Origin of the sequence: Paraburkholderia sp. (assembly GCF_050742655.1) — a bacterium.
Lineage (GTDB): Bacteria > Pseudomonadota > Gammaproteobacteria > Burkholderiales > Burkholderiaceae > Paraburkholderia.
This window is the reverse complement of the sequence record NZ_JBOIGG010000001.1, coordinates 154,249-179,224: the sequence shown is the minus strand read 5'-3', so window position 1 is coordinate 179,224 and position 24,976 is coordinate 154,249. Positions and strand designations below refer to the sequence as shown.

Genomic DNA, 24,976 nt, shown 5'->3' with positions numbered 1-24,976 from the left:
ATCCCGGACATCGTAGCGTGCCGCACTTCTCTCTATCGCCCTAACAACGATTCGGTAGAGCGTAGACGTCGGCAGCGCAGTGCCAGCAGTGAAGGAGCGGAGCAACTTCAATAGTCCATCGAATGGTGCGTTGACGATTGTCGTCACAGCTTGTCGGCGCCAGTGAAGTAGCCGGTCGCTTCGTCACCGACGAGTTTGGTGATGCTGTCGAAGAAAGGATTGAAAATGTCCTCGAGGTGCCTTGGCTGGTCGCTCAGGAGGTATGGCTGCTGTTCAAGTAGCTGCCTCGGAGAGAAAAGATGCGTGTGCGGCGTCGCTTGCCGCTGATAGTAGTCTTCGAAAAATTTGCCAATCTTGCACGGCCCTAATCTCACGGCTTCCACCAAACGGTCCACCTGGTCAATGCTGAGAACCAGAGGGAGGTCTTTCTCCGCTACGTTCTCAAAAAGGTACTTTGCGGAGCCAAGCATAAGGTCTCCGTAGGTTACAACAACCCGGTGAATACTCGCGTGTGAAAATGCCCCATCCGCCTCGACGTGCTTCGCTACGTTGTCTATCTGGGCCGCCGCCTTGACCACGGTTGCCTTGAACTTTGACTGATAGGTCATTGCAGACGCAGAAGCTGGCAGCGCGTGCGTAAGTGCCTTGTTCTTTGCCTCAAACAGGACGACAACATCACCGTCGATGATAGCGAAGTCGTTGCATAGGCCATCCAGCTTAAAGCGCTTTTTGATTTCGCCTTCGTTGAAAACCTGCGGCCCCGTTCTGCGGAGAGAATCACCAACGTACTGTTCGAACGCATTCTCGAACGCCTGCCGAACGGTATCTTGCTCGCGCGAGACAATGTCGCTGAAGGCAAACTCCAGATGACGCTGATTGTTGGGCCTGCCCCAATTGAATCGCTGGTTGCCATAGTCGACGTACGGTGTACGGTACGGTACAAAGGAGTGGGCTGGAACCACTCGTCCTCCGAGGCGGGCCCCAACCGAGAAGCTACTAGCTTTTGGGGGAAAACGATTGTTTTGAGAAAGGATTCAACCGGATACGGATAACTGCAACAAAGCTCCGAGCCTCAATCTGCTTTCGGCTAGCCGCGGCGTATCTTTCGTGGCCTGCCTCAGGTTCAACTTGTTGCTAATATAGGGTTCGGACGGGCAATTTTTGCCACTGGCGTGTGAGTCGCAGCGCTTCCACGTCCCTCCAACAACAAAGTCGTGATGCACTCGACATGAGAGTAGCTCGAGGCGTCGCTGAACGACAGCTGCGTATCCATAAGCCCTGATGTCGATACAACTGGCTTTCCAAACTGCCAATCTTCGCCAGATATGCGAGAGCTCGCTATCCGCAAAGCGAAGTCTGGGGGAAGATGCGGCACACTCGCTGCGCACACGCCTCGCGGACCTTTGCGCGAGCACCTCGCCTGTCGACTTAGTGAATTTGGGCCTCGCTGCCTTTGACAGCGGCTCGGATGTCCGGATTTTTATCTATATTGAAGGTAGCTACACTGTCACTGCAACCGTGAACAACCACCCAGAGCCGCGGTTGGAAGACGACCAGCTTGATTGGAAGCGAGTCACACGCCTGAAAATTCTGTCCATAGAGCGCGCCAATGAGAACTGAAACCGACTTTTTACCCACGTGGGCAGTTCCGCCTGGCCGGACCATTTCCGACCTGCTGGCGTTGAAAAGAATGCCTCCGGAGCAGGTGGCGCAGTCTCTGGACCTGTCGGTCGATGAGTTCGACGACCTGCTAACTGGCAAATGCACTCTTACCACTCCCGTAGCGACCCGACTGGAGGCTGTACTCGGTGCATCAGCCGCCTTCTGGCTGCGTCGTGAAGAGCAGTACCGCGAGCAACTGGCAGAGTTGACTGAAGGCGTTGACCCGGATGATGCTGAGTACAAGGCTTGGCTGAAAAGTCTTCCGTTCAAGCAAATGGTCGATTTCGGTTGGATAGACGAAGCCGCGGACAAGGGGACGAAGCTGCGCAGGTGCCTGGAATTTTTCGGGGTGCCAAATCTGGCCGCATGGAACCGTACATACGGAGAGACCAGAGAAGCGGCTGCATTCCGGACAACGGACGTGCACGTCGAAAGCGCGCCAGCGACGGCGGTCTGGCTGAGGCAAGGCGAGGTCTTGGCTGACCGGACTGATTGCGAAAAATGGAATCCGGAGCTGTTTGAGACGCAATTGTCGAAAGTCCGGGAACTCACGTTACTTTCGAACCCTGCCGACTTTATTCCGAAGCTCCAGCGGCTATGCGCGAGAGCCGGTGTGGCAGTCGTTATCGTGAAGGCGCCTCCGGGGTGCAGGGCTAGCGGGGCGACGTTCTTCGCGACGCCGACGAAGGCGGTGTTGCTGTTGTCTGTCCGCTATCTGAGCGATGACCAGTTCTGGTTTTCGTTCTTCCATGAGGCAGGCCACCTCGTACTTCACTACGACACGCAGTCGTTGATTCTCGAGACGACTGCGGACGGGCCGAAATCGCCAATGGAAAAAGACGCGAACCGGTTTGCTGCCGAGCACCTAATACCACCGGTGTTCCAGCAGCGTATGCCCGAGGCTGCGAAGTCCATGCTCGGTATCGCACGACTGGCCCGCGACGCTGGCGTATCAAAGGGAGTCGTAGTTGGTCAAATGCAGCATCACGGCTTCGTGAAACGCGGGCACTTCAACAAGCTGAAGACCCGCTATACGTGGAGCTGAGAATCATCCACGGAAAGCGAGGAAATTGTCGGGACTTTTCTGCCAGTTGCAGAGCGAGTCTTCGATAACCTGCATTCCGACCTGTAATTCGCCATCCAGTGCGATGGCGAGTTCGTCCATTTTCTTGCGGGACTTTTGCCCCATCCCCGGCACTCCGAACAGTAGCTGCGCCCCCCTCGCTGGCCCGGTCGCCTCTGTCATGTAGGCAGACGGCGGTTCGATATCGGCCAAGCCCACTTTGCCGACCATTGTCAGGTAGTCGAATTTGCCCAGCCGTCCGAAGCGGTCGACCGCGTCCATGGATTTATACAGGTAAGCGAACAGGTTCCTGGGGTCATCGCCGACTTTCGCCTTCGCTGCCTCACGCATCGCGATATGGGAGCGCTCTGGGCCGACCCAGTCAGCGTAGCTTTGCAGGACGCCATCAAGGTGTCTAATGCTTTCATACTGGCGGTGGTTCCCGAACTTGAAGCGAGCTTTCTCCTTCTCGATTGCCGGCAGGCGGTCGTGCAACCAGAGAGTGAAGCCGCTTTTTTCTTTGTTGTACTGTTCCCATGTCCAGACGAACTGGTCGTTAAAGGCACCATAGACCATTCGCAGTAGACCGTAGCCCGTCTTCAGGTTGCGGCCGCAGGTGACGAACAGGAAGACTATCCAGAAGGCCTCGTCGATATTCCCCCTGTCGATGTTCCACACCACAGCTCGGATAGGGTCGAACATACCGTCTTTAGGGTCGGTTCTGCGCTCGGATATTTTGTCTTGCTTGTCGCGAATCCGCTTCACGAAGTCCACGCGATGAACACTCTCCACCATCTGCTCAACCAGCGTGGTTAGCGCAGCAGGATTCGCAATCCCCGGTAGAGGCTGCTCGTTCACCCGATAGGCACGAAGCTGTTTTTCAAGGCGGGCAGCAAGTTCTTGGTCGTTCTTGGCCATTGTAATTTGACGGATGATGGAGGTGTTCGGTGTATCTGGCGCAACTCAGTTTGCTTCTTCCTGACTGGCGCCGGGTGGCGGCGGCGTATCGAGCTCGCCGGGGGCGAATAGAGGTTGCTCAACTGGGACAGCAGGCGGTGCCTTCCGACGCTCTCGTTTTTCGATATAGATTTCGTAAACACTGGAGTGCATCTGCTTCTTGATACGTCTAATTTGCTCCCGATGGCCCTTGTTGGGCTTAATCGAATAGCTGTAGACCTGAAGCAGCCTGGCGAGGTCGGCCCAATAGGGATGCATTCGCGCGAGACTGGTTCGTTCGCCCTGTCTGATGCTGTTTTCGGCCCGGAGCAACATCTCGATGGACCCATGCGGGTCGCCATGTGGCATCGCCGGCATTTGAACGCGCGGCTGAACACCTTCATCCAGGTAGTTGCTCGCTTTCTCAGCATCGTCGGCGTACAGATGAAAGCTTCCAACTGCATGCCTATAGGTTCCGACCTCGACACCGAGCTTCCGCGCCATGATTTCTTGCAGCATGGTGAAAGCAAAAACGTCGTGCGGAAGGCCTTTATACGCATCGTTTGACCGCATCGAGGCCAACATATGCAATTGCTCTTTGCGGACAGTGAATTGCAGCGTGCAAGTGCACGGCATGTCCTTGAGCGTCGATTCGAGGTCCGCTGCAAGGTCTTCGGCCTTGAAGAGCTGGACGACAGCTCGCCTTGAATCAGGCCAGCGTTTGAGCGTCTGTACGACGTTGTCGAGCTGATTAATCCCATTCAGGTTGAGCAGTCGAGGGCCGTACGCACCGTAGATAGTTTTTTTATCATCCGAGTATTTTTCGTACCCGGGGATGTAATATTCGATGAAGTCGAGTTCGTTAGTACCGGACAGATACCATAGGAATTCACCGATGCAACTGTAGAACGTGCTTTTGAGCTCTGTTCTACTTAATCTGGCTCGAGGATTCGTTATCTGAAGTAGGCCGCCGAATATTTCTGTCGCTGGACCTTTTCGAGGATGGATTTCATATGCTCCCCTCCGGCTCAGCAGGCGTTTGTAGACCTTGATTAGCAGGTCGTCCAGCGTTTCGGCGCTCAGATACATGATTAGCTTCTTATGGACCACACTGGGCTGCGGTCAACAATAACATCACGTCCGGTTATAACTTTCGCGAAATTACTCAAACAATTTGAGCTGGCTATTTTGATGCGCTGTCTGAGCCTGAAGCTCCACTCTTAATTGGCGGCCGCGCATGACCAAGGTTCGCCTGTCAGCGGTCTGGGCGCCGCGACTCAGCGCTATGTCTCGGACTTCGACGGTGACATCGTAGTGTGGCAACGACGCATGGGCCTGAAACCAACCGCGTCTCAGCCCGAGCGACATCGCGAACCTGTGAAGCTCATCCAGCGAATCAGCAACCAGATGGCACCACCGGCGACCTTGCCATGCAATGCGAGCGTTGTCTACGTAGACTGCCAATGTCGCCCCTAGGAAAAGCTTTTACTTTTGTTTATCCATGACGATGATACTTCATAAGTATGGTCCTTCGGGCGGGCATTTCTATGGGATTGCAGTACGCTTTCGCGCACGCTTCTGAGTAACGGTGTGAATTCCTTGACGGACCTCCTGAACGGATTGGCGAAAAGCGTGCAAACGACTCCGCGGTATACACGTGTAGGGCGAGCTACCACGCGGCGCAACGGGTATCCGCCTAGCGCACCGCAGTTGCCACGGGGGGCGGCAGATTCAGAAGACGACCAGCGTACGGCGCTGACGTGCGACACGTGGCACTTTCACTGCAGACCAAGACGAGGCACTCTGATGGCAAAAAACCTTCTCCACAAGTACGTCGGCATCGCCACGCTGAAGCGGATACTCGGAGTGTCCATCCGCATGACCGAGCCGGGCGAGTTCAACGACCCGTTCGAACTTTTGCCGGAGATAATCGTTCGAACTAACCAGGTGGAAGAACAAGTCAGCTTCTCGTTCGACATTCTTGCTCCCCGCCGCGCGAACCCGGTGGAGGCGGCCGTCCAGTTGAAAGATGGACATGTCGCCAGCGATATCACTTCACGACACATACTGGACCAACTCAATCAGCAAGTCGGCATTCTTTGCTTGTCGAAGTCGCCCGATTCAATCTTGATGTGGTCCTAACACGCTACAAGGGCTTCCCCGTTGAGCACAAGCTCAATCGAGGTTCGCTGTTGATGCATGCTGCAATGCCACGCCCGTGCATGTGAGAAGGTGAAGGACTGCGGTTCTACAACCGGTCATGTTGGACCAATGGCCCGGACCCTGATGAAAGACGCGCGCAGAGACCTCATTCTCTAGCCGGGAATGGATATCCCCGCCGTGTTATCCAGGTATGCCCCGCGCGGGTCCAACCCGCTTCACATCACTGCTGGCAGTGCAAAGTGATCGTTTCTATGTGCTCATAGTGTCTGCGCCCGCTTCAGTTGATCGACAGGCTCGAATCGGAGTCAGTTTGCAGCTGGTTCGAGCGTGAAGTCATCACCATATTTCAGCACTGCCCACGCCATTCTCGCGTTCTTTGCTGCAATGGCAATGGCTGTGCGCCAGTAACCCCGACGCTCGATCAAGGTTCTGATCCATCTGCTGAAGCGATCCTGCTTCTCGCCAAGGTTGGCAATGACAGCGCGGGCGCCGTTGACCAGCAGGCCGCGCAGATAGGCATCGCCTGCCTTCGTGATGCTGCCCAGCCGTGCCTTGCCACCACTGCTGTATTGACCAGGCGTGAGTCCGATCCACGCTGCCACCTGCCGGCCGTTTCTGAAGTCGTGCCCAGCACCGATACTCGCGAGCAACGCGCTTGCCGTAGTTGGGCCGATGCCGCGCAACTGCATCAGCCTCTTGCTGCGCGCATCTGCACGCGCGATCTCTGCGATTGCACGGTCGTATTCAAGCAGGCGATCCTCAATATGGCCGGCATGCTCAAGCAGATCGCTGATGCTGCGCTTCGCCCACCCTGGCAACGAGTCCAGATGTTCCGTGATGTACCTGCGCAGCTTCTCCGGGCTCTGTGGCAGCACCACGCCGAATTCCGAGAGCAGGCCTCGCAACCGGTTGTAGGTCGCCGTCCTCTCTTCTACAAAGCCTTGTCGCGTTCGGTGCAGGCAAAGCGTCGCCTGCTGATGTTCATCCTTCAACGGCACGAAACGCATGCTTGGGCGCGTCACCGCTTCGCAGATCGCTGCCGCATCCGCGGCGTCATTCTTGCCGCGCTTACCGGACATACGATAAGGTGCCACGAGGTTAGGCGCCATGAGTTTGACGGTATGGCCGTGCTGCTGGAACAGTCGGGCCCAGTGGTGTGCGCCCGAGCACGCTTCCATGCCAATAAGGCACGCTGGCAATTGTGCAATCAACGTAGACAACTGATCGCGTGGAACACGCGGCTTGATCAGCATCGCTTTGCCGGCCTCGTCTACGCCGTGAACGGCGAAAACGTTTTTGGCAAGATCGATTCCGATAGTGACAATAGGCATGGACTTCCCCTTTCGCTGGTGTCGATGAACGTTCGCAACTTCATCCTGGCACATTGATGCCGATTCGCGGCTTCCGCCGCAGCCTCGGGACGGGGAAGTCCCTTTCATTCTCTAGTCAACAAGACCCTCTAGGCGGCTCCCCCGAGGAGAGAATGGGCAGAATCTTTCGCGGGCAATGAAGTCCCGGTTTCGCCCGCGCGGCGTGGCATCCGGATTTCACTGGCGATGTTCAAAACGACTGAGGACATTGACCGGCTGGTCGAACTCATCCGTTTGGGTCTCAAGGACGATAGCATGTCGACGACACCGCGGCGTTGGCTAACGTTCGTAACAGAATGCATCGATGAACGCCATTCTTGAGTCCCAGATGCGCCCTTCCAAGTCGTCAGCGGGCCGCTCTGCGTTCCACCATGGGCTGCACAACAACGGACGAATCACGTGAGTCCAGTATGTATCGATGGTCAGGTGTACCTTCTTGACCCCGATGGCTTCGGACAGCTTGTTCTTGTTAGCGCTGTCGACGCACACGAAATAGTCCGGCCGCTTCAGCGCCAATAACCGGCTGGCCGTGGCTAGGCCGCCTCCACGCTCTGCATCTTCAAACGATTTCAGGAATCGAACTTTGAATCGCTCAAAGTCGCGCTCGCCAACACCACCCGTGCGCGGAATGAAATCTAGTGCAGCGCTCAAACCCTCCGGCTGCGATTTGACCATCCCCTTGAACACACCGGCACCGACCATTGAGCCGAACCACCCCCAATCCAAGTCGGCTGGCACACCTGATGGCCTTCTCTCGTTGCGTAAGTACGTACCGGCGATTGCCTTACGCTGGCCTTCGGTCATGTCGGCGAAACGCGGTACCTGCGAGAACCACACCCGGGCACAGTCGATTATTGCGACGCGTCCCCTGATGTCATGGTGCGGGTCCGATTTCACTCGTTCGATGAATTCGGACCAACCGTTGCCTAGGAGGTTGCGATAATCAGAATCCCCCGTTGGCATCTTGATGGGAAGGTCGGCCTCGAGGTCCGCTCTAGCGGCTCGGGTGGCTTGATGCTTCAGTCGGTACGCCCTCAAAAAATCGTCACCGATGCGGTTTGCTTCAGCCCAAGCAGATTCAACAGCATGGGAAACGTCCCGGTATAGGGTGTCCGATGTGTCTCCCTCGGCAAATAGCGCCGCCTCGTGGTTTATCCCAAAGCCGGCTCGCGTGAAATTAGGACTGCCCAACACGAGTGCGAACTTGTTTGCCGTTCTGAAAAGGTAAATCTTGGGATGAAACGTCCCTGCGCTGCTGTTGGGAACAACCCGCGCACCTGCGACGTCCCGAAGCGCGTCAAGTAGGTCAGGGTCCGTCTGATGGAAATGCGTGCCTATCGCAAAGCGTCTTACCTTGGAAGCGTTGGCCAGCAAATGTTTCGCCAAGGGGCTCATTGAGCCCCAAGCGACGGCCCAAAATAACTCGTCGTGTGATTGTCGATAAGCGTTCGGACCGTCGATTCCAGGTCCTGGCCTCGCAGGTACTTAGGTGCCGTTGCCATATGTTAGTTTTGTTGGTTTACGTCGATACACGACGGCCACAACCAGCCAGCCGAGGTCAATATTGCGTGCCAGAAGCCGCGTGGAGGCCGATGCCTGCTGACGACCTTCTGCGAGGAGACGGATTTGAGGCTGTGCGGACAGCGTGTTCCCTCAAACCTTTTTCAAAGCTCTCTCACCTCTACGGAGTTATCGGCCGTCGGTTCATATGATTTAGCCTTTCTTGGGAAAACGCTTTAGGACTCGAGTTTTCGGGTATTCTGGCCAATAAGCTATTGCTATTGAAAGGCAGGACCAGTGCGGACCTTCTATGGGCAGCCGAACAGGTAATGAAGGCGGGAACATGCGGAGCGGCGTTGCTATGGCAGCAGCATATCCGCACGGAGTCACTGCGCCGGTTGTCATTGAGCGTGGCAGCGTCCGAGTCGTTGCTGTTTGTGATTCGACCGCTCGCAGCGCAGCAGGATTCCAGTCCCGCCGCGTTACGGCTTGCAGTGCGGCCATCTCCTGTTGGAGTGTCGGTTGATGTGGTGAAACGCAAAGGTCCGGTCGGTGCAGGGCCTTTTGATGTTGTGCTCCCAACACCTGTGCTTTTAAGCCCGTTTGCGCGCCCGAGCAAACCTATGCGCGTCGGGCGTGAAGTGCCCATTGTTGTACCAGCGGTGGTGTAGCTATGCCCAAAGAACTCCCTAGCTTCGCTCGCGGGTTGCGCTGCCTTTACGGCGGCCCTCAGAATGGCTTACCACTACTCGGAAGCATTAACGGCAGCTCCGACCATCTCACGCAACCATTGATGCGACGGGTCGCGATGCAGGCGCTCGTGCCACAGCATGACCATCTCATATCCGGGAACGTCGACAGGCGCCTGTACTATCCTTAGTCCAGCATCCGCCCTGGCCAGGCGTGAGGGAAGCATCGCCACTAGATCAGTACGCGAAAGCGCGTCCCTGACGAAACTAAAATGAGGCACCGAGAGCACGACACGTCTCTGCATGCCCATTTGCCCCAACGCTGTATCGGTCACACCCGCGAATCCGCCTCCGTCTGGGGACACGACGACATGATCGAGTTTGCAGAACTGCTCCAACGTGATACGTCGCTTGAGCCGCGGATGACCGGGGCGCCCAACGAGGACATAGTGCTCCTTGAACAAGGTCCTGCGGCGCAGCCCTTCAGGCGCCTCATCGGCCGTGTGAAACGCTAGATCCACTTCACCAAGGTCACATTGCCTGGCGATAAGCCGGGGCGCGATTTGCACAACGCTGACTCGCGCATTGGGCGCAGATTCACGCAACAGGGGCAACGTGGGAAGCAGAACCGTCGCCTCGCTGTAATCTGTCGCGGCAATCCTCCAGGTAAGGCTTGCGCTAGATGGATTAAACGGTTGCAGGGGGGACATGACTTCATTTAGCGCCTCCAGCGCCACGGCTAGCGGCTCCCGCAATGAATCCGCCAGGGCAGTGGGTCGCATGCCACGAGGCCCCGGCAACAGCAAAGGATCCTTGAACATGTCCCTTAGCTTTGCCAACTGAACGCTCACTGACGGCTGGGAAAGATGGAGCCGCTCTGCCGAGCGACTGACGTTGTGCTCTGCGAGCAACACGCTGAGCGTGCGCAAAAGATTCAGGTCGAGATTTTTGAGATTGTCCACAGCTATATCAGGTATCGCAGAAATTCATTTCCAATATACCTTATCATTGATTAGCCTGATTGCTCCACCATCAATGAGATGAAAGATGAAAGTTCTTATCGTGTACGCCCATCCTGAGCCGACATCCCTCAACGGCGCACTACGCGACGTCGCCGTCCACGAACTGGAAGCACAGGGACACGAGGTTCGCGTATCAGATCTCTATGCCATGAACTGGAAAGCCGGGATCGATCACGCAGACTTTCCGCCGCTTGGGCCCGACCAACGGCTCCAGGTAGCGCCCGCCTCGGCCCAGGCCTTTGCCTCCAATACGCTGACCGCGGATGTGAAGGCCGAGCAGGACAAGCTTGTCTGGGCCGATGTCCTGATCCTTCAATTTCCGCTGTGGTGGTTTTCGATGCCGGCGATCCTCAAAGGATGGGTCGATCGGGTGTACGCCTTCGGCTTTGCCTATGGTGTCGGTGAGCAAAGTGAGAGACGGTGGGGCGATCGCTATGGCGAGGGGAAGTTGGCAGGCAAGCGAGCAATGCTTTTGGTGACCACGGGCGGCTGGGAGGAACATTATTCCGCTCGCGGGATCAACGGCCCGATTGACGACCTGCTGTTCCCGATCAACCACGGCATCTTGTTCTATCCGGGGTACACGGTGCTCCCGCCGTTCGTGTCCTATCGCGTCGACCGCCTTGACGAAGCCGGCTTCCTTGCTGTGTCCAGCCGCCTGCGCGAACGGATGAAGACAATTGAAACAACCCCACCGATCCCTTATCGGCGTCAGAACTTTGGCGACTACGTGATCCCCACAATGCAGTTGCGGCCCGAATTTGGGTCGCCGGGCGCTGCTGGCTTCTCTATTCATCGGAGTGAAACGGCTTAACGCGTATTGTCTCGTGAGTCCCGATGCCACGCGTGGCGGACAAACATTGCGAGTCAGGGACGGCACGCTCGCATACGCTCGAAAACACCTAGGCCACGAGGCTGCCGGATAACAACGGGATGGAAGCTGGGGCGGCACCTCAGCCATCGTCAGAATCAGGGAAAGCGGAGCACCGCCTATAAAGAGCCCGCCGTCAGGCGATCTGCCACCAGCAACGGCTCGATGAACGTCACCTTGCTACCTCATTGCTGAAACACGGTGAACACAGCACAACAGTTGCGGTTTCGCGGCTTATTCCATGGTTGGCTAGTGCTGCGTCGCCTGCCGCCGACCAGAGGCGTACCACAAGGCGAGACTCTATCGGTATGCCGGGTCCTTGCAGTTATTCGCATCGGAGAACTCGCAGGCGGTTCGCTCCAAACCCCATATCGCTTTTCCGGCCCGCTTCGGATGCGCCTCGAAGTGCAGATTGCGCTCAAGAAAGTACCGGTCGATTGCGTCCTTCGCGGCATTGACTGACTCGTAGTCACTGTTATGGATGATGGCCCTTGCCATACCGCTGAACACCGATTCGATAACATTCAGAAACTGCGCGCTCGCGGGCAACGGCGCCAACTCCAGCAACGGACGATGACTTGCCTCTGCAGTCGCATTGTGCTCATCGATAAAGGCAGTCAGCCTTTTTGACAGATGCCATGACGCGGCGTCCCAGGAGAGATAAAGCATGTTTTCATCGGCGTATCGTTCAAGCAACGTGTTCGCCATGCGAATCATCTCGTCAGTATTCTTGGCCGTTGAATAGAAGTGCGTCACCTGATTGGCCGAAAGTTCGAGTGCGGCCGTCAGAATCAGACATCCTTTCGACTTCTGCCATTGCGGCACACTGGGCTGTACGCCGGGCGCGGTTAGCAGTCGTCCCGGTTTCGCCTTCACTGCAAACGGGCCGAACTCGTCGATTGAAAAGAAGCGTTGGTTGGGCTTCAGATGTCCCAGAATTTCCCTGATGCGCGCAAGCTTTTCCTCGTAGTGAGAATCCGTGCTGGTCAACACCACCTTCGCAGACTTCCAGGCGTAACCGGCGCTTTTTATGATTGACCGGATGGTGTCCGCACCTGCCTGATGGCCCCGCTGCGCAAGAATGCGTTGCAGGTCCGTCAACTTCCACGCGGTTCGGTTAATCCCCGACGCACGCGGTGGCTCATGCAGCAGCGCAAACACCGCATCCCGTAGGGTTGTATTGTCCGTCAGCCGTGCGCGCTGCTTTCTGTTGAACAGTGCGTCTACGCCGCCAGCTTCAAAATCGCGCAGGTACCTGCGCACTCCGTTCCGACTTGCGCCGAGGTGGTGGGAAATCTCCCGAACCGAAATTCCGGATGCGTGAGCGAGTATCGACAGCGCCTTGTGACGCTGGTTAGCTGACTCCGGCAACAATCTGCGCATCAATATTTCACGCTGCCCGGGGTTTAGACCCGTTGCCACTGGCGCATGACCGCGCTCGATGTCGTACATGAGACGCATCCATCGCAATCGGCTCTGTTCGGCACGGTCAACCGGCTTTGCTCCGAATCTCCATGCACGAAGACACCGTTCCGCGGCTTCGCCGGAGCTGTCCGAATGCAATGCCCGAAACAGCGAGGACAGAAATCCAGCCGCCTCGCGTGAAGGAAGCGAGCGCACAACGCCGGCCACATCGTTCCACGGTATCGATGGCCGCAGCCGTGCACCCACCTCTTGTCCGCTAGCTGCTGTTCGCCGGTATCCCGGTGGCAGCTCGAACCTGAGCATCTTGCGTACGGTGTTGCGACTGATGCCTTCAGTTGCCGCGACCAAACGGGCCGATTCACCACGTTTCATGACACGGGCGCGGACACGGTTCCAGTGTGTAATGTCGGTGTACATTCGTCGCACTTCCGGTCGACCACCGGGACCTTGCATGCGCCGGTAGCCTGCGTTCGAACGCGGCTACCAACGTCAATCGATGATGCGTTTAGTGTAGTACGCGAGTAGTTTGATGAAGTTGCGTTTGGCGCGGTACACCGCGCGAATCTCATCGAGCTCGGCCGCGAACATTACCTGCTCGCCAAGCTTTGCCCGCAATCGGCCGATGGCCTGTACAACACCGAATGCTTCCTGATACCGCGCGTTTCGTGTCCCGTTCTCCGCCGCAATTGGCAACAGCCGGTGATACAGGGCGATGGCATCATGGGGATGCGTCTTCGCGCGAGCAGCCGCTATCTGCGGCCAGATATGCGCCGCGACCGGGCCGCCGCTGAAGGCATCCCAGGCGGCGTCGCTGTCGGCTTCAGAAAGGAATATCTTGACCAGTTCGGTGCGGGTCAACGCCTGCCACATGTTCCGCTTCGATTGCGCGGTTGACTCCTCCCGCTTTACTCTTGCCCAGAGATGACTGAGCGCGCGCTCACGGGTCGTATCATGTCTGGCCGTAGCGTCTGCGACCTGCATCAATTCTGCAAACCCTTCAGCGACGGGTCGCAAACCGAATCGCTCCCATGCGGCGGTATCGGCCTTCCCGAACTCGCCGCGACGCAGGTATTCCTGAATGCAGAAATCGAGCAGTCGCTGGTCGACATTCTTGCCGGAATCCGCAAGACCGCGTTCGGCCCATGCCAGAGCGTCGTCGTAACGTCCGTGGTCTGCACAAAGCTGCGCGACCAGCAGAAAGCGGTATGCACTCGACAGGTCCTTCGAACGGATGCGAATCAACGCGTCGATATCGCCATCGCGTTCGGCCAGGGAACCCATCGCCTTCTCGAGCCGCATCCGCAGCGGTTCGAACGACCGGCGAAATTCATTGCTGGGCGTAATCGACGGCAAGGCGTTCCAGCCTTTCTCGACGAGGTCGCGGTACCGTTGCAGTCCAGTATCGCCCAGCGGCTCCGCGTACGCCGGCAGCACATCGTAGAACGTATCCCACGCACCTTCCGTCTGGTACCTGAACAGACGCCCGGCGAGCTCCACCGCATCGGGGCCTGTCCGGCGGCACGCTTCAAGGTGCACGCTCGCGAGCTCCATGATTGCCGGCATCACGTCGCCACCCGAATCGTCAATCTGTTCAAGACTCTTTTCTGCTCCGGCAATCGCCAGTTCCGCGAGTTCGACGACCTGCGCAGCATATGGCCCTTCGAGCCGCTGACGCAGCATGTCCGCCAGCAACATGAGCCCGTCGCCATATGCGCCGGCTTCGCGCCAGTCGAGCGCCCGGGAAATCCGCGTTGCCTCGCGCACAGCTGTCTTCATGCCCGACAGGTCACTGGCATTGGCCGTGCGCGCGGCGAAAAGCAGCTTGTCGCGCAGGTTCATGTCACGCTCGACCGCTTCGAGCAGCAGTTCACGCAGGGCGTCTTCTTTCAGCGTTGCGATGTACTCGCGAATCAACTCCTCGTAAGTCTTGCGCTTTTTACGGGGCTTTGCTGGTTTGGCCTCGTCGGGATGGAACACTTCTTCCCCCGAGTTCTCCAGCCACGAGAGCGCAACTGCGACGGCATGCTTGCAGAAGATGCCATCGTCACCCACTGGACAATCACACTCGTATGTCGGTTCTCCGACCTCGCCTGCGCCCAGTTCGACGGTGTACCGCTGAGTGCCGCGCACGTTCGCGGTCAGTACGCCGTCGCGTTCCTCCAGCCGCGAAACCAGGCCGTCGTGGAAATAGGCCCGGCCCCGGGCAAAAGTCTTCGGGTCAGCAAGCGACTGGACCTCGACGAGGGTCATAACGTCATGAAAAGATGACTGGCGAGAGATAGCACACATCGGTTCGTTTCGCTGCATGGGGCAACGCGTAATTCTACGTCGGTGGGCACCGGGACACTCTCTGCGACGCGCGCCCCCTGTCATGCCGAATGGCGAAGCGGCAGAAGGTTCGAGTCACGCTGGCAACCAGCCCTCAGGAAGAACATCGGCGGTTGGCGATGGACATTCCGATGGAAACCAATCTCGACCGATTTCAGTTGTCGCCTGAGCAAGCGCGCCTGGAGCGATGCACCATGGGTCCGCTGCGTTCAGCGCCGTGAAGCTGGAAGGTTTGTTTGGCAAGATCAATGCCGAGAATATCGATTTTTATCCCGTTCGAGTCCCGGCTTCATCCCTACGAGCATCCCGATTTCCCGACGAGCATCCCAGTTTCCCAGTTGGGATCCCATTCGCGTTGATCGTCGCTACATTGCGGCCTGTCGCGCTGCACGTTAGCGGCGCCTAACGCGATCAGGAGAAAACGATGGGACTCACGACAAACCGGCTGGCGAAGCAACTGGGACTGCGTGCCGAGAGCCTGCGCGTAGCGCTGTGCCGCAAGGGGTCTTACTTTGGCGTACGCCCGCTCAAACTGCCCAACGGGCGTCTTGTGTGGCCGGAGGATACGATCGAACGCCTCACCGGCCAGATATCGCGTCAGGACTTCGCACAGTAAGCGGCGGGGTCACGATGTCCTGCTGCACTTGTTGTTACGCCCGCGGGTGTCCCGGCATTGCGCATGTCGCGCATCGGTTCATTCATCCGGTCCAGCCCGTCGTCATGACGCAGATCGGCGGTATGCCCACACCGGTGGGTGATGCCGCGCTCGACGCGCTTTACCGGCTGCTGGCCCGGCGCGCTTCGGCGCTCAAATCTGCCGCGTACACGCGCACGGCCCCTCACCCATCCCGTCCGGTGAGTGCATGGCTATCCTGAACTCATTCGCCACGATCAACCCGCGCATGCCGCAGCGGGCCTGGCGAGAGGCCATGCTCGGGAAGCTGCCGCGCAAATGGGCGCGCAGCATGTCGCGGCGCCTGGAGATGCTGGACCACCAGCGCCGCGACTGGCGACACGGCAATGTGTACCTGCGTGAACACGTTGCCAGTTACGCCGAGGCCGTATTACCGCTGACGGCAACACTGTCGGAGATTCGCGACTGCGTCGCCCGGCGCGCTGCCGACGCATACGCCATCGTCGAGCGGCTTGCCGATACTGCTTCGGTCGTATCGCATCTGAGGGCACTGTGCGAACGCTGGCGCATTGCGCCGCCTGAAATCGAGCGTCCGGGCGGGTTCATCGCCCGCGTGATCGATCCGGGCTGGTGGGCGCGACGGCTGCGTCGCATGCACGGTCGCCAGACCGAAGCACTGGCAATCCGCCTTGGACTCGTGAGCGCGCGCGCCGACCCGTACATCAGCGATGAAAACCTGCGACGCAGCGTCGCGCAGGGCGAGCGCAACGCGCAGATGCTGGAGCGTACGCAGGCCATCAATGAGGACGGCGAGATCTTTACGCTCTCGCAACTCGCGGAACGGTCGGTGAGCAACCCGGTGATCCGCCGGGGCGAACTGATGCTGCGCATGCGCGGTATGGAAGAGGTTGCTCAGGAATACGGTTGTGCGTGCGAATTCGCGGTGGTGACGCCGCCCAGCCGCTTCCACGCGGTACGTGCCAATGGTTCCGTCAACGAAAAATATGACGGCACCACGCCCCGCGAGACACAGGACTATCTGCAAATTCAGTGGAGTCGTTGCCGCGCATGGCTGCAGCGCAAGGGCGTGAGTTTCTACGGGATGCGCACGGTGGAAGCACACCGGGACGGCACACCGCACTGGAACATCATGGTGTTTATCCGCAAGCCTGCTGACGTATCGATCTGGCGCAAGGCGCTTGTGCGTTATTTCCTGCTCAACGATTCACCCGATGAACCGGGTGCACAGCAGCACCGTCTGCGGTTCGAGCGCATTACGGCAGCGCAGGGCGGGGCGGCAGCCTACATCGCCAAGTACATCTCCAAGAATATCGATGGCGCCGGTATCGAGCTCGACCTGTACGGCGAACCAATCGCGAAGACTACGCAGCGTGTGCAGGCGTGGGCGAAGCAATGGGGCATCCGCCAGTTTCAGGCCATTGGCGGCGCACCGGTAACGGTATGGCGCGAACTGCGCCGGATTGAAGAAAGCGCCATCGCGAATTCGCCGGACACGTTGCAGCGCGCGTGGAATGCAGCGCAGCGTATGAAGGGTGCAACCGGTGAGGAAGACAGGCGGGCCGACTACGCGGAATTCATCCGCGCGTGCGGCGGTCCGTGGATCAAACGCAAGGATGCGCTGATGTGGCTGCACAAGGAAGAACAGGAAGGCGTGGGGCGCTACGGCGATCCGCTGGGCGCACGCGCGGCGGGCGTCGTCGTGCGGGGCGAGTGGGCTGTCGACAAGGGCGGCATGGTTGGCGTCATCCGCACGGTCATGGCGAGGGTTGTCGCGAGCGTTCGCCGCACGTGGACGATTGTAAAGGCCGCACCGGCCAGCGCCGCGCCCTCTCGGACTCGTGTCAATAACTGTACGCAGGGTGAAGCGAAAGGAGACCTGACGCCAGCGTGGATGAATGAAGTCATGCGCGAAGCAACGCAGGAAACAATGCAGGAAATCTTTTTTAACGACGAAGGGAGCAGCATGCAGGACGGGATTACATTGGAACGGAGGGCGACATGAGGATTTCGATCTGTTGCCCCGTGTGCTCGACGCGCGCCATCGCGCGAACGAGCCGCAAGCTGTCGGACACACTGCGCGAGATCACGTACCGCTGTGAGAACGATGCGTGTGGGCATATCTACGTGGCGCATCTGGAGGTGGTGCGTACGGTGGTGCCGTCCGGGCTGCACGGGCTTCACCCGGAGATTCCGTTGTCGCGCCACGGCAAGGCCGGGCGGCGTCAGGATCATCACCAGGGAGATGCGTCATAGTGCGCACTGCGCATCAGGATGTATCACCTCCGGGCGTAGGAACGCCCGGAGTCCTGCTCCGCGGGGACTTCGCTTGGGATAGCTGGGTGTATCAGGGCCGGTGCCGAAGGCGAAGGATCAGCGCGTCGGAGTCGAAAACGATGAATCTCACCCGGTCGGCAACGACCGGGACAGACATTTGTTGCGTCAGCCGGATTCAACGCCAGTCGTAGTAATAATCGTGACTCGCAGAACATCGCCAAGCCGGTTGTCGTAGTGCACGCCAAGACTCATGCGCGCTTCTTCCGGAGCGGACTGATCCACCGCGTCAACAGCATCGGCGACCTCGCGCAGACGTAACGAGCGGGAACCCGCAATCAGGATCAGCAAGCCGGAAGCCTGCCTGATTCTGGGCAGACCAATTTTCATCATTGCCCGGTTTGCAGCCCAATGGGCCCGATCGACTTCGTTTGAATGGCCAATGCCGGTACGTGCGTCGGTGCAACCAGCAAATACCGCTCTCGCGTCGAGGAAGTCCGCGCCGACCGGCACGACAGGCCCGAAGCTCCCGGCATAGCCGGGGACAGTCGCGTGGATGTAGGCATCGAACACGCCGCGCAGTATGGAAACATGGGGTGTGGCGGGCAGCAGGACCAGCGCGTCCACGCTGTATTGCATGACGGCTGCAAGCATGGGGCGGTCCACCGGCAACGTGGCTTCATGTGCCAGTATCCCGATCACCTGTGCCCCTGCTCGCCGGGCTGCGCGCGCAATGACCCCGGACAATTCAAGCGCGATCACATCGTCCGCGCCAGCGAGAATCATCACCAGATCCGCGTCCCGGAAGCGCGTTGCCTCGAAGGCATCAATGTCAAGGAAGGAACCCGTGCTTCCTCCATGACCTCGATCCGCGCTGCCCGCAAGTGCGACACGGGCGAATTCCGTGTTTCCGCCGGTATGTTCACCGGCCAGTGCGTCGACCAGACGATCCCCGGCGACTCCCACGCCGATTACGGTGATCGCGGGATAGCCGGGCCGCAACGCAGAACGGTCCCGGCGGGCAAGCGTTTCAATGGTGGTCTCCTGTGCAACACCCAGGCCGTGTGGTCTGTCTTCAATCATTGGCATTTCCTTCCCGCGAACGCGGCAGACTCAAGCAGGGTGCAGTGTAGCGCATAAGATGCATATAAACATCAATAGCATAGATGCTTATAAACTGTGTATATAAAAACATCTACACGGCATGATCTGTCGCATGGCCGCGAAACCGAAAACTCGAGACAGACGTAATTCCGTTGCAACCGCCGTGGGTCAGCGGATCAAGGCATGCCGTATTGAAGCCGGTCTGTCACAGGAGGAACTGGCGTTTGATGCGCATCTGGACCGAACCCGGGTCGGCGCAATCGAGCGGGGCGATGCCAACCCGACAGTGGAAACGCTGGCACAGATCGCTTTCGTGCTGGGGATGACGCTTTCACAGCTGTTCGAACCGCTGCACGTTTCGCTCAGACCAGACGGCGACCGCAAGGCAATTCCGGTCAGCCCGGAGCCGAAACCCCGACGCTTGCGGTGACGTGTTCTCCACGGCCCGGATTGAAATGTCTCTGACCGCATCGAGGGACGCGGGGTTGAACTGGAGGGCAGGTTACTCTGGTTACTTTTTTCTGGTCGCCTTCCCGAAAAGCCCTTTCCTGTCGTCCACGCCGGCTTCGTCGCGCCGTGTATCAAATCGCATCATTTGCGCATCAGAGTGCGTCACTTTCCGGAGTGCTGAAACTCTCCGAGTCCTGCCCCGCGAAGGCTTTACCGCCAGACAGGCGTGTGCATCAAAACCAGTGCCCCAAGCGAAGCCCGCAGGCGGGAGGGGGACTGCGATTTCTAGGCGGCAAGGTCGCCCACCCCGTGGCTACCGTCCGCGCCCCCCTCGTCCTGAAGCCAATGAATACTGCGCGGTCGTCACCGTCGCTGCCACGATCCCGCAGCTAGTGCAGGCCGGTCTGCGTGAATGCTTTTGCAGTCCGTTATTCATCCGAATACCTATTTCGCATTAAGCCGATTTTCGGTTTTGCAATTCCTTATAATTGCCCGATTGCATTCACCGTATCGTCATACGTAAAATCGCGCGAGGCGACCGGAATAATCAGATAGAGAGGCGGTATGGGCACGCAGGACATAATCGGGGCAATAGGGGGCCTGTCGCAGCGGGGCCGTCTTCTGAAACTGGATACGCCGGCAGGCAATAACCTGTTGCTGCCGCACCGGGTCGCCGGACGCTCACGGATCGGCCGGGATTTCTTCTTCCTGCTTGATTGCGTGTCCACCTCGGGCGACGTCCAGCTCAAAACGCTGATTGCCCAGCCGGTCACCCTGTGGATCCAGCAGGCCGACGGGACTTACCTGCCACATCACGGCTATGTGCATACGGCACGGCGGCTGGGCGCCGACGGTGGCCTCACAAGTTACCAGCTCGGCTTCTCGTCATGGATGCACTTCCTCAGGTTCCGTCGTGATCAGCGGCACTGGCAGGACAAGAGCGCGGACGCGATCATCGCGGACGTGTTCAACCAGCATCCGCAGGCACAGGGCATGTACCGTTTCGCCCTGTCGACGCCGCTGCCCTCGCGCTCGTACTGCAGGCAGGATGAGACCGACTGGAATTTTGTGAATCGGCTACTGGAGTCCGAAGGGCTGTACGGCATCTGGCAGCAGGCTGCCGACGGCAAATCGCACACGCTCGTCATCACCGACCGCCTTCAGACGCTCGAACCGCTGTCACCGGAGACCGTCAAGTTTTACCGCGCCGGGACTAATAGCGAGGCTGATGCGCTCACGAACTGGTCGGGCACCCGCACGCTGCAATCAGTATTGCTGTCGACGCGGACCTTCGATTACAAGAGCCCGCCGACGCCGTTCAATCCCAAAGCGACGTCGGTGCCGACGGTGGCGAATCAGGGTGCCTTGCCGGGCCAGGCCGAGTTCTACGAATACACGGGCGGCTATACGTACCCGGAACAGGCGCGCGGCGACCACCTGTCGAAGATCCGCATGGAGGAATGGGAATCGCAGGCCAAGCGCTTTGAAGGTGTGGGTAGCCTGCGCGCGATGGATGCAGGGCGGCGCTTCACGCTTGCCGATCACCCCGAGCACGACCAGGACGCGGCGGACCAGCGCGAATTCGCGAGCCTTGAGGTCGAGTGGACCATCGAGAACAATCTGCCGCTCTCCGGGCACGAGGCGAATTACCCGCACAGCCTGACCAGTCAACTCGCGCAGGCCCGCGCCGATAATCCCGGCAAGACACTCAGCGTGAGCCACGCGGATGGCTCCACGGGTTTCTATCGTGTCTCGATCGAAGCGCAGCGCACGACGGTGCCGTACCGCAGCCCGTTCGAACATCACAAGCCCGAAGCGAAGCTGGAGTCGGCGATCGTGGCCGGCCCGAAGGGGCAGGAAGCCTATACCGACGCGCTGAACCGGATCAAGGTGCTGTTCGTCTGGGACCGGCACAACCAGGGTGACGAACGGGCGTCGTGCTGGGTACGCGTCGCACAGTCCGATACTGGCGATGGTTATGGCGGTGTCCACATGCCGCGCGCGGGCGAAGAGTTACTGATCGGCCACGTCGGAAATGATATCGACCGGCCCATCGCGCTTCATCGCGTATACAACGGCGCGGCAACGCCGCAGTGGCATTCGAACGCGCTGCTCTCGGGATACCGCTCGAAGGAGTTCTCGGGAAGCGGTTTTAACCAGATGGTGATGGACGACTCGACGGGCCAGAACCGGGTGCACCTTTACAGCAGTAGTGCGAATGCGCAACTGCACCTCGGGTATCTCATCAACCAGACCGGCAACAGCCGTGGAAACTTCCTCGGCAGTGGTTTTGACCTGAGTTCGGACGCCTATGGCGCGTTGCGTGCGGGGCGCGGACTGTACGTGTCGACGCATCCCGTCGGCAGCCAGCCACTCGATGCGCGCGAGGCCAGCAACCAGCTCGTCGGTTCAGAAGCCGTGCTCGAGGCATCGTCGGAAGCAAGCGAGACGTCACAGGCCGAAAGCCTGAAGGACGGGCACGACGCACTCAAAACCTTCACCGATGCAACGCAGCACAGCGCGGCGGGGGCAACAGGCAACGGTGGCAGCACAGCGGGCGGCGGCACCGGCAACGCCAATGCATTCACACAGCCGGTGATGCTGTTTGCCGCACCTGCCGGTATCGCGCTGTCGACGCAGAAGTCGGCACACATCGCGACGAACCAGCATATCAACCTCGTAAGCGGCCAGAGCACGCACATCGCGACGGGTAAATCGCTTGTCGCGAGCATCACGCAAAAGCTGAGCCTGTTCGTGCAGAACGCAGGTATGAAGCTGTTTGCGGCGAAGGGGAAGATCGAGGTGCAGGCACATGCGGACAACATCGAGGTCACCGCGCAGAAGTCGCTAATGCTGGTCTCGGCGACAGAGAAAATTCAGGCAGCGGCGCAACAGGAAATCCTGCTGGTCTCAGGGGGCGCGTATATCCGCCTCAAGGGCGGCGACATCGAGATTCACGCACCGGGCAAGATCGATATCAAGGGGGCGCAGCATCTGTTCAGCGGGCCGACGAGGATGGACGTGACCAATCCTGCGTTCAAGGATCTGCCGACGCGGCAACTGATGCTGAACACCTTTGCATCGCCGTCCGCCACGAACGTGGTGCCTGTCGGGATGCCGTACAAGTTGTTTGCCGATGGCGCGCTCGTAAAACAGGGCGTGTTCGACGCCAGCGGTCAACTACCTATCGATCATCACGTGACGACACAGAAATACACGCTGGAACTGGCAAGCGGCGTCAAGCATGAGATCCCTGTGCCGGGCGAGTACCGCGATGCCACTAATGGTGCGCTATCGAATCAGGGATTCCAGTTTCACGAGAACGGCAGCGCACCTGACATTACCCCACCCGGCGACCGTGCCTTGCATCGAACGCGCTACAGTGATCTGCTCGACCCCCAATCCGGAGACACCGTATGACAGTGCGCCCGCCCATCACCACGCCGCTCGCACAGAACCAGACATCGTGTGTCAACGTGTGCTCGCCCTGGTTTGTGGACACAACCGACGAAGGAAAACCGGTAGAGTTTCATCCTTTGCCATGTTCGTATAAACCTCTTGTGAACGGCATGGAAGCATTCGGTGCCGTGTACGATGCGATCTACGCGGCGAAGTACAGCGTCGATATCGTTTGCTGGGGCTTCCAGCCGTCGATGTATTTCAAACGCAATGACCGTGGGGCTTCATACAATATCGGGGACCTGCTTATCAAGAAGGGTCTGGAAGGCGTCAGGGTGCGGATTCTGTGTTGGGCCGATACATTGCACGTCGCACAGATGAGCGAAAATTCGACCCCCAACCTGGACTTGACAAGAGAGATCACACAGAACGAAAACAATACGGAACTGGAATACGACAAGCAGTGGTATCTTCACGCGCTTGCCACGAGCCCAGACCCGATGGTTGAGGATGCCATGAACGAGCTTGCGCTAAAGCAGCGCACGCAGTTTCTCACCACTGGCAAGACGCCAGACATGCCGAAACCGGGCATTTTGTTGCAATCGCTGCCGTGTATCCAGGTGGCTACGCGCGATTTTTCGACCGTGGACCGTGCCGAAATCATCTACCGTGAAACACGGTTCCGCACGGACAAGGGGCTGAGCGAAAACGCGGTCGTGACCGGTTTCGGTGCCGAGCCGTCGCACCATCAGAAAAGCGTGATGGTGGACTACGAATCGCCGGAGCTTGCAGTTGGTTTCGTGATGGGCCACAACACGCTCGACGCGTATTGGGACGATGACGCGCATTCCTATGTGCACATGCACCCGCGCTTTGGTCGCAACGGTGCGACGCCGAGACAGGACATGTCGGCTCTTGTCACGGGAGGGATTCTGGAGCATCTGAACCAGAATTTCTGCAACGCCTGGAAGCGCAGCACAGGCGTCGATCTGTTGACCCCACGCAAGCCGCTGGCGTTCCGTCTGAAATATCGTGAAGACATAGGCACCCCCGTGATGGCGCAGATCAACCGCACGCAATCGCAGGAGGGTCGCCGGGATATCAGGTCGCTGTACACGCAGACGACGAACAACGCAGCGAAATTCATTTATATCGAGAATCAGTATTTCCGTTATCCCCCACTGGTCGACTACATCAAGGCCGCAGCGCAAATCCAGCTAAAGTGGGGACGTGATCCCGGCAAACACGGCCCACTCTACCTGTTCGTCGTGACCAACTCCGATAACGATGCGCTGGACCACGGACAGGTATCGACCTACCGGATGATGGAATCGCTCGGGCGCACCGATACCATGCCGGACGTAACGAAGCTGGAACGGGCGGACTCCCTGACGCAGCAGCAAGGCGAGTTATCTACCCAGATGGCCAATGAAGAATTAAAGGAGGCTTCGGCCGGAGGCAATCCTATCCTCTATGCCTTGTCTAGCGCGTATAGGGAACAGGCGAGTGTGCAGAAGAGCCAGAGTGAGAATAACGAGCAGCAGATTCAACATCAGTTGGATGACGTCAACCGGCAGGCCGCAGCCAACAAGAACAAACCCGTGGTGCCAACCGACATTCCGGGCCTGAAGGTTCTAATCTGCACGCTCGTTGCACCAGACTCCCCGGCTGGGGCGTGGATGAACGTTTACGTTCACAGCAAGATCATGATTATCGATGATGTGTTCACGACGCATGGATCGGCCAACGTCAACAGCCGCAGCATGGAGGTGGATAGTGAACTCAATATCTGTCATGAGCATGGCGATGTTACGGAGGCGCTCAGGAAACGGCTGTGGACCATTCATACGAAATCGAGTCCGTCGGAGCGTACGTCTAATTCATCCGGTCCGACGGCGGGTCGCATCAACACCGACGCCGTTGGAGATGACATGACCAAGGCATTCACAGCATGGGGCAAGATCATCAAAAAGAACACCGAACGCCGCGATTCAAAGGACTCGCCTCCTGTCGCATCGCTGGTCGGTTTTCTTACCAATACAACGACGCGGAGCACCTTGGACTGACC

The 24,976-nt window shown here is 58.6% G+C and carries 20 protein-coding genes; 10 read left to right on the top strand and 10 right to left on the bottom strand.

Annotated elements, in window-relative coordinates:
* Window positions 1–143: 143 nt before the first annotated feature.
* Entirely contained in the window at window positions 144–962 is an 819-nt protein-coding gene (locus tag ACREXZ_RS00795; protein ID WP_431762112.1) for a hypothetical protein, read from the bottom strand.
* A gap of 319 nt (window positions 963–1,281) precedes the next feature.
* Here ACREXZ_RS00795 and ACREXZ_RS00790 point away from each other — a divergent pair, with 319 nt between their 5' ends.
* Window positions 1,282–1,620 (top strand): hypothetical protein, encoded by a 339-nt coding sequence (locus tag ACREXZ_RS00790; protein WP_431762111.1) that lies wholly within the window; start codon window positions 1,282–1,284, stop codon window positions 1,618–1,620.
* Window positions 1,610–2,707, top strand: coding sequence for an ImmA/IrrE family metallo-endopeptidase (locus ACREXZ_RS00785; RefSeq protein WP_431762110.1), 1,098 nt, complete (start codon window positions 1,610–1,612; stop codon window positions 2,705–2,707). Before ACREXZ_RS00790 ends, ACREXZ_RS00785 begins: the two co-directional genes overlap by 11 nt.
* A gap of 3 nt (window positions 2,708–2,710) precedes the next feature.
* Here ACREXZ_RS00785 and ACREXZ_RS00780 read toward each other — a convergent pair whose 3' ends face one another.
* The 3 genes from ACREXZ_RS00780 to ACREXZ_RS00770 form a co-directional block, all read right to left on the bottom strand.
* Window positions 2,711–3,643 (bottom strand): hypothetical protein, encoded by a 933-nt coding sequence (locus tag ACREXZ_RS00780; RefSeq protein ID WP_431762109.1) that lies wholly within the window; start codon window positions 3,641–3,643, stop codon window positions 2,711–2,713.
* Between the two features lie 45 nt (window positions 3,644–3,688).
* On the bottom strand, window positions 3,689–4,750 hold the full coding sequence (locus ACREXZ_RS00775) for a thymidylate synthase (RefSeq protein ID WP_431762108.1): 1,062 nt from the start codon (window positions 4,748–4,750) through the stop codon (window positions 3,689–3,691).
* 72 nt (window positions 4,751–4,822) lie between these two features.
* Entirely contained in the window at window positions 4,823–5,125 is a 303-nt protein-coding gene (locus tag ACREXZ_RS00770) for a DUF4031 domain-containing protein (RefSeq protein WP_431762107.1), read from the bottom strand.
* A 342-nt stretch (window positions 5,126–5,467) separates the two neighbouring features.
* Here ACREXZ_RS00770 and ACREXZ_RS00765 point away from each other — a divergent pair, with 342 nt between their 5' ends.
* Window positions 5,468–5,803: a hypothetical protein gene (locus tag ACREXZ_RS00765; protein WP_431762106.1), complete on the top strand. Its 336-nt coding sequence runs from the start codon at window positions 5,468–5,470 to the stop codon at window positions 5,801–5,803.
* 326 nt (window positions 5,804–6,129) lie between these two features.
* On the opposite strand, the gene ACREXZ_RS00760 is transcribed toward ACREXZ_RS00765, so the two are convergent.
* From ACREXZ_RS00760 to ACREXZ_RS00750, 3 genes are all read right to left on the bottom strand, one after another.
* A complete protein-coding gene (locus tag ACREXZ_RS00760; RefSeq protein ID WP_431762105.1) occupies window positions 6,130–7,155 on the bottom strand; it encodes an IS110 family transposase in 1,026 nt (341 codons plus the stop codon).
* Window positions 7,156–7,473: 318 nt separating this feature from the next.
* A complete protein-coding gene (locus tag ACREXZ_RS00755) occupies window positions 7,474–8,580 on the bottom strand; it encodes a phospholipase D family protein (protein ID WP_431762104.1) in 1,107 nt (368 codons plus the stop codon).
* A gap of 859 nt (window positions 8,581–9,439) precedes the next feature.
* Window positions 9,440–10,345 carry a LysR family transcriptional regulator gene (locus tag ACREXZ_RS00750; protein WP_431762103.1) on the bottom strand — a complete coding sequence of 302 codons (906 nt, stop codon included), beginning with the start codon at window positions 10,343–10,345 and terminating at the stop codon, window positions 9,440–9,442.
* A gap of 85 nt (window positions 10,346–10,430) precedes the next feature.
* On the opposite strand from ACREXZ_RS00750, the gene ACREXZ_RS00745 reads away from it, so the two are divergent.
* Window positions 10,431–11,219 (top strand): NAD(P)H-dependent oxidoreductase, encoded by a 789-nt coding sequence (locus ACREXZ_RS00745; protein ID WP_431762102.1) that lies wholly within the window; start codon window positions 10,431–10,433, stop codon window positions 11,217–11,219.
* A gap of 357 nt (window positions 11,220–11,576) precedes the next feature.
* Here ACREXZ_RS00745 and ACREXZ_RS00740 read toward each other — a convergent pair whose 3' ends face one another.
* Both ACREXZ_RS00740 and ACREXZ_RS00735 read right to left on the bottom strand, forming a co-directional pair.
* Window positions 11,577–13,118, bottom strand: coding sequence for an IS630 family transposase (locus ACREXZ_RS00740; RefSeq protein WP_431762101.1), 1,542 nt, complete (start codon window positions 13,116–13,118; stop codon window positions 11,577–11,579).
* A 72-nt stretch (window positions 13,119–13,190) separates the two neighbouring features.
* Window positions 13,191–14,951 (bottom strand): SWIM zinc finger family protein, encoded by a 1,761-nt coding sequence (locus tag ACREXZ_RS00735; protein WP_431762100.1) that lies wholly within the window; start codon window positions 14,949–14,951, stop codon window positions 13,191–13,193.
* A 502-nt stretch (window positions 14,952–15,453) separates the two neighbouring features.
* Between ACREXZ_RS00735 and ACREXZ_RS00730 the strand changes: the two genes are divergently transcribed.
* The 3 genes from ACREXZ_RS00730 to ACREXZ_RS00720 all read left to right on the top strand — a co-directional run bounded on the left by ACREXZ_RS00730 (window position 15,454) and on the right by ACREXZ_RS00720 (window position 17,937).
* Window positions 15,454–15,645 carry a monooxygenase gene (locus tag ACREXZ_RS00730; RefSeq protein WP_431762099.1) on the top strand — a complete coding sequence of 64 codons (192 nt, stop codon included), beginning with the start codon at window positions 15,454–15,456 and terminating at the stop codon, window positions 15,643–15,645.
* A gap of 247 nt (window positions 15,646–15,892) precedes the next feature.
* A complete protein-coding gene (locus ACREXZ_RS00725) occupies window positions 15,893–17,686 on the top strand; it encodes a replication endonuclease (RefSeq protein ID WP_431762098.1) in 1,794 nt (597 codons plus the stop codon).
* Window positions 17,683–17,937 carry an ogr/Delta-like zinc finger family protein gene (locus ACREXZ_RS00720; protein WP_431762097.1) on the top strand — a complete coding sequence of 85 codons (255 nt, stop codon included), beginning with the start codon at window positions 17,683–17,685 and terminating at the stop codon, window positions 17,935–17,937. The genes ACREXZ_RS00725 and ACREXZ_RS00720 overlap by 4 nt, the downstream gene beginning before the upstream one ends.
* 186 nt (window positions 17,938–18,123) lie before the next feature.
* Here the strand turns inward: ACREXZ_RS00720 and ACREXZ_RS00715 are convergent, their stop codons facing one another.
* On the bottom strand, window positions 18,124–19,038 hold the full coding sequence (locus ACREXZ_RS00715; RefSeq protein WP_431762096.1) for a hypothetical protein: 915 nt from the start codon (window positions 19,036–19,038) through the stop codon (window positions 18,124–18,126).
* A 133-nt stretch (window positions 19,039–19,171) separates the two neighbouring features.
* On the opposite strand from ACREXZ_RS00715, the gene ACREXZ_RS00710 reads away from it, so the two are divergent.
* The 3 genes from ACREXZ_RS00710 (at window position 19,172) to ACREXZ_RS00700 (ending at window position 24,974) form a co-directional block, all read left to right on the top strand.
* Window positions 19,172–19,489, top strand: coding sequence for a helix-turn-helix domain-containing protein (locus ACREXZ_RS00710; RefSeq protein WP_431762095.1), 318 nt, complete (start codon window positions 19,172–19,174; stop codon window positions 19,487–19,489).
* A gap of 584 nt (window positions 19,490–20,073) precedes the next feature.
* Window positions 20,074–22,929, top strand: a complete 2,856-nt coding sequence (locus tag ACREXZ_RS00705; protein WP_431762094.1) for a type VI secretion system Vgr family protein — start codon at window positions 20,074–20,076, stop codon at window positions 22,927–22,929.
* Window positions 22,926–24,974 (top strand): phospholipase D-like domain-containing protein, encoded by a 2,049-nt coding sequence (locus tag ACREXZ_RS00700; protein ID WP_431762093.1) that lies wholly within the window; start codon window positions 22,926–22,928, stop codon window positions 24,972–24,974. Before ACREXZ_RS00705 ends, ACREXZ_RS00700 begins: the two co-directional genes overlap by 4 nt.
* Window positions 24,975–24,976 lie beyond the last annotated feature (2 nt).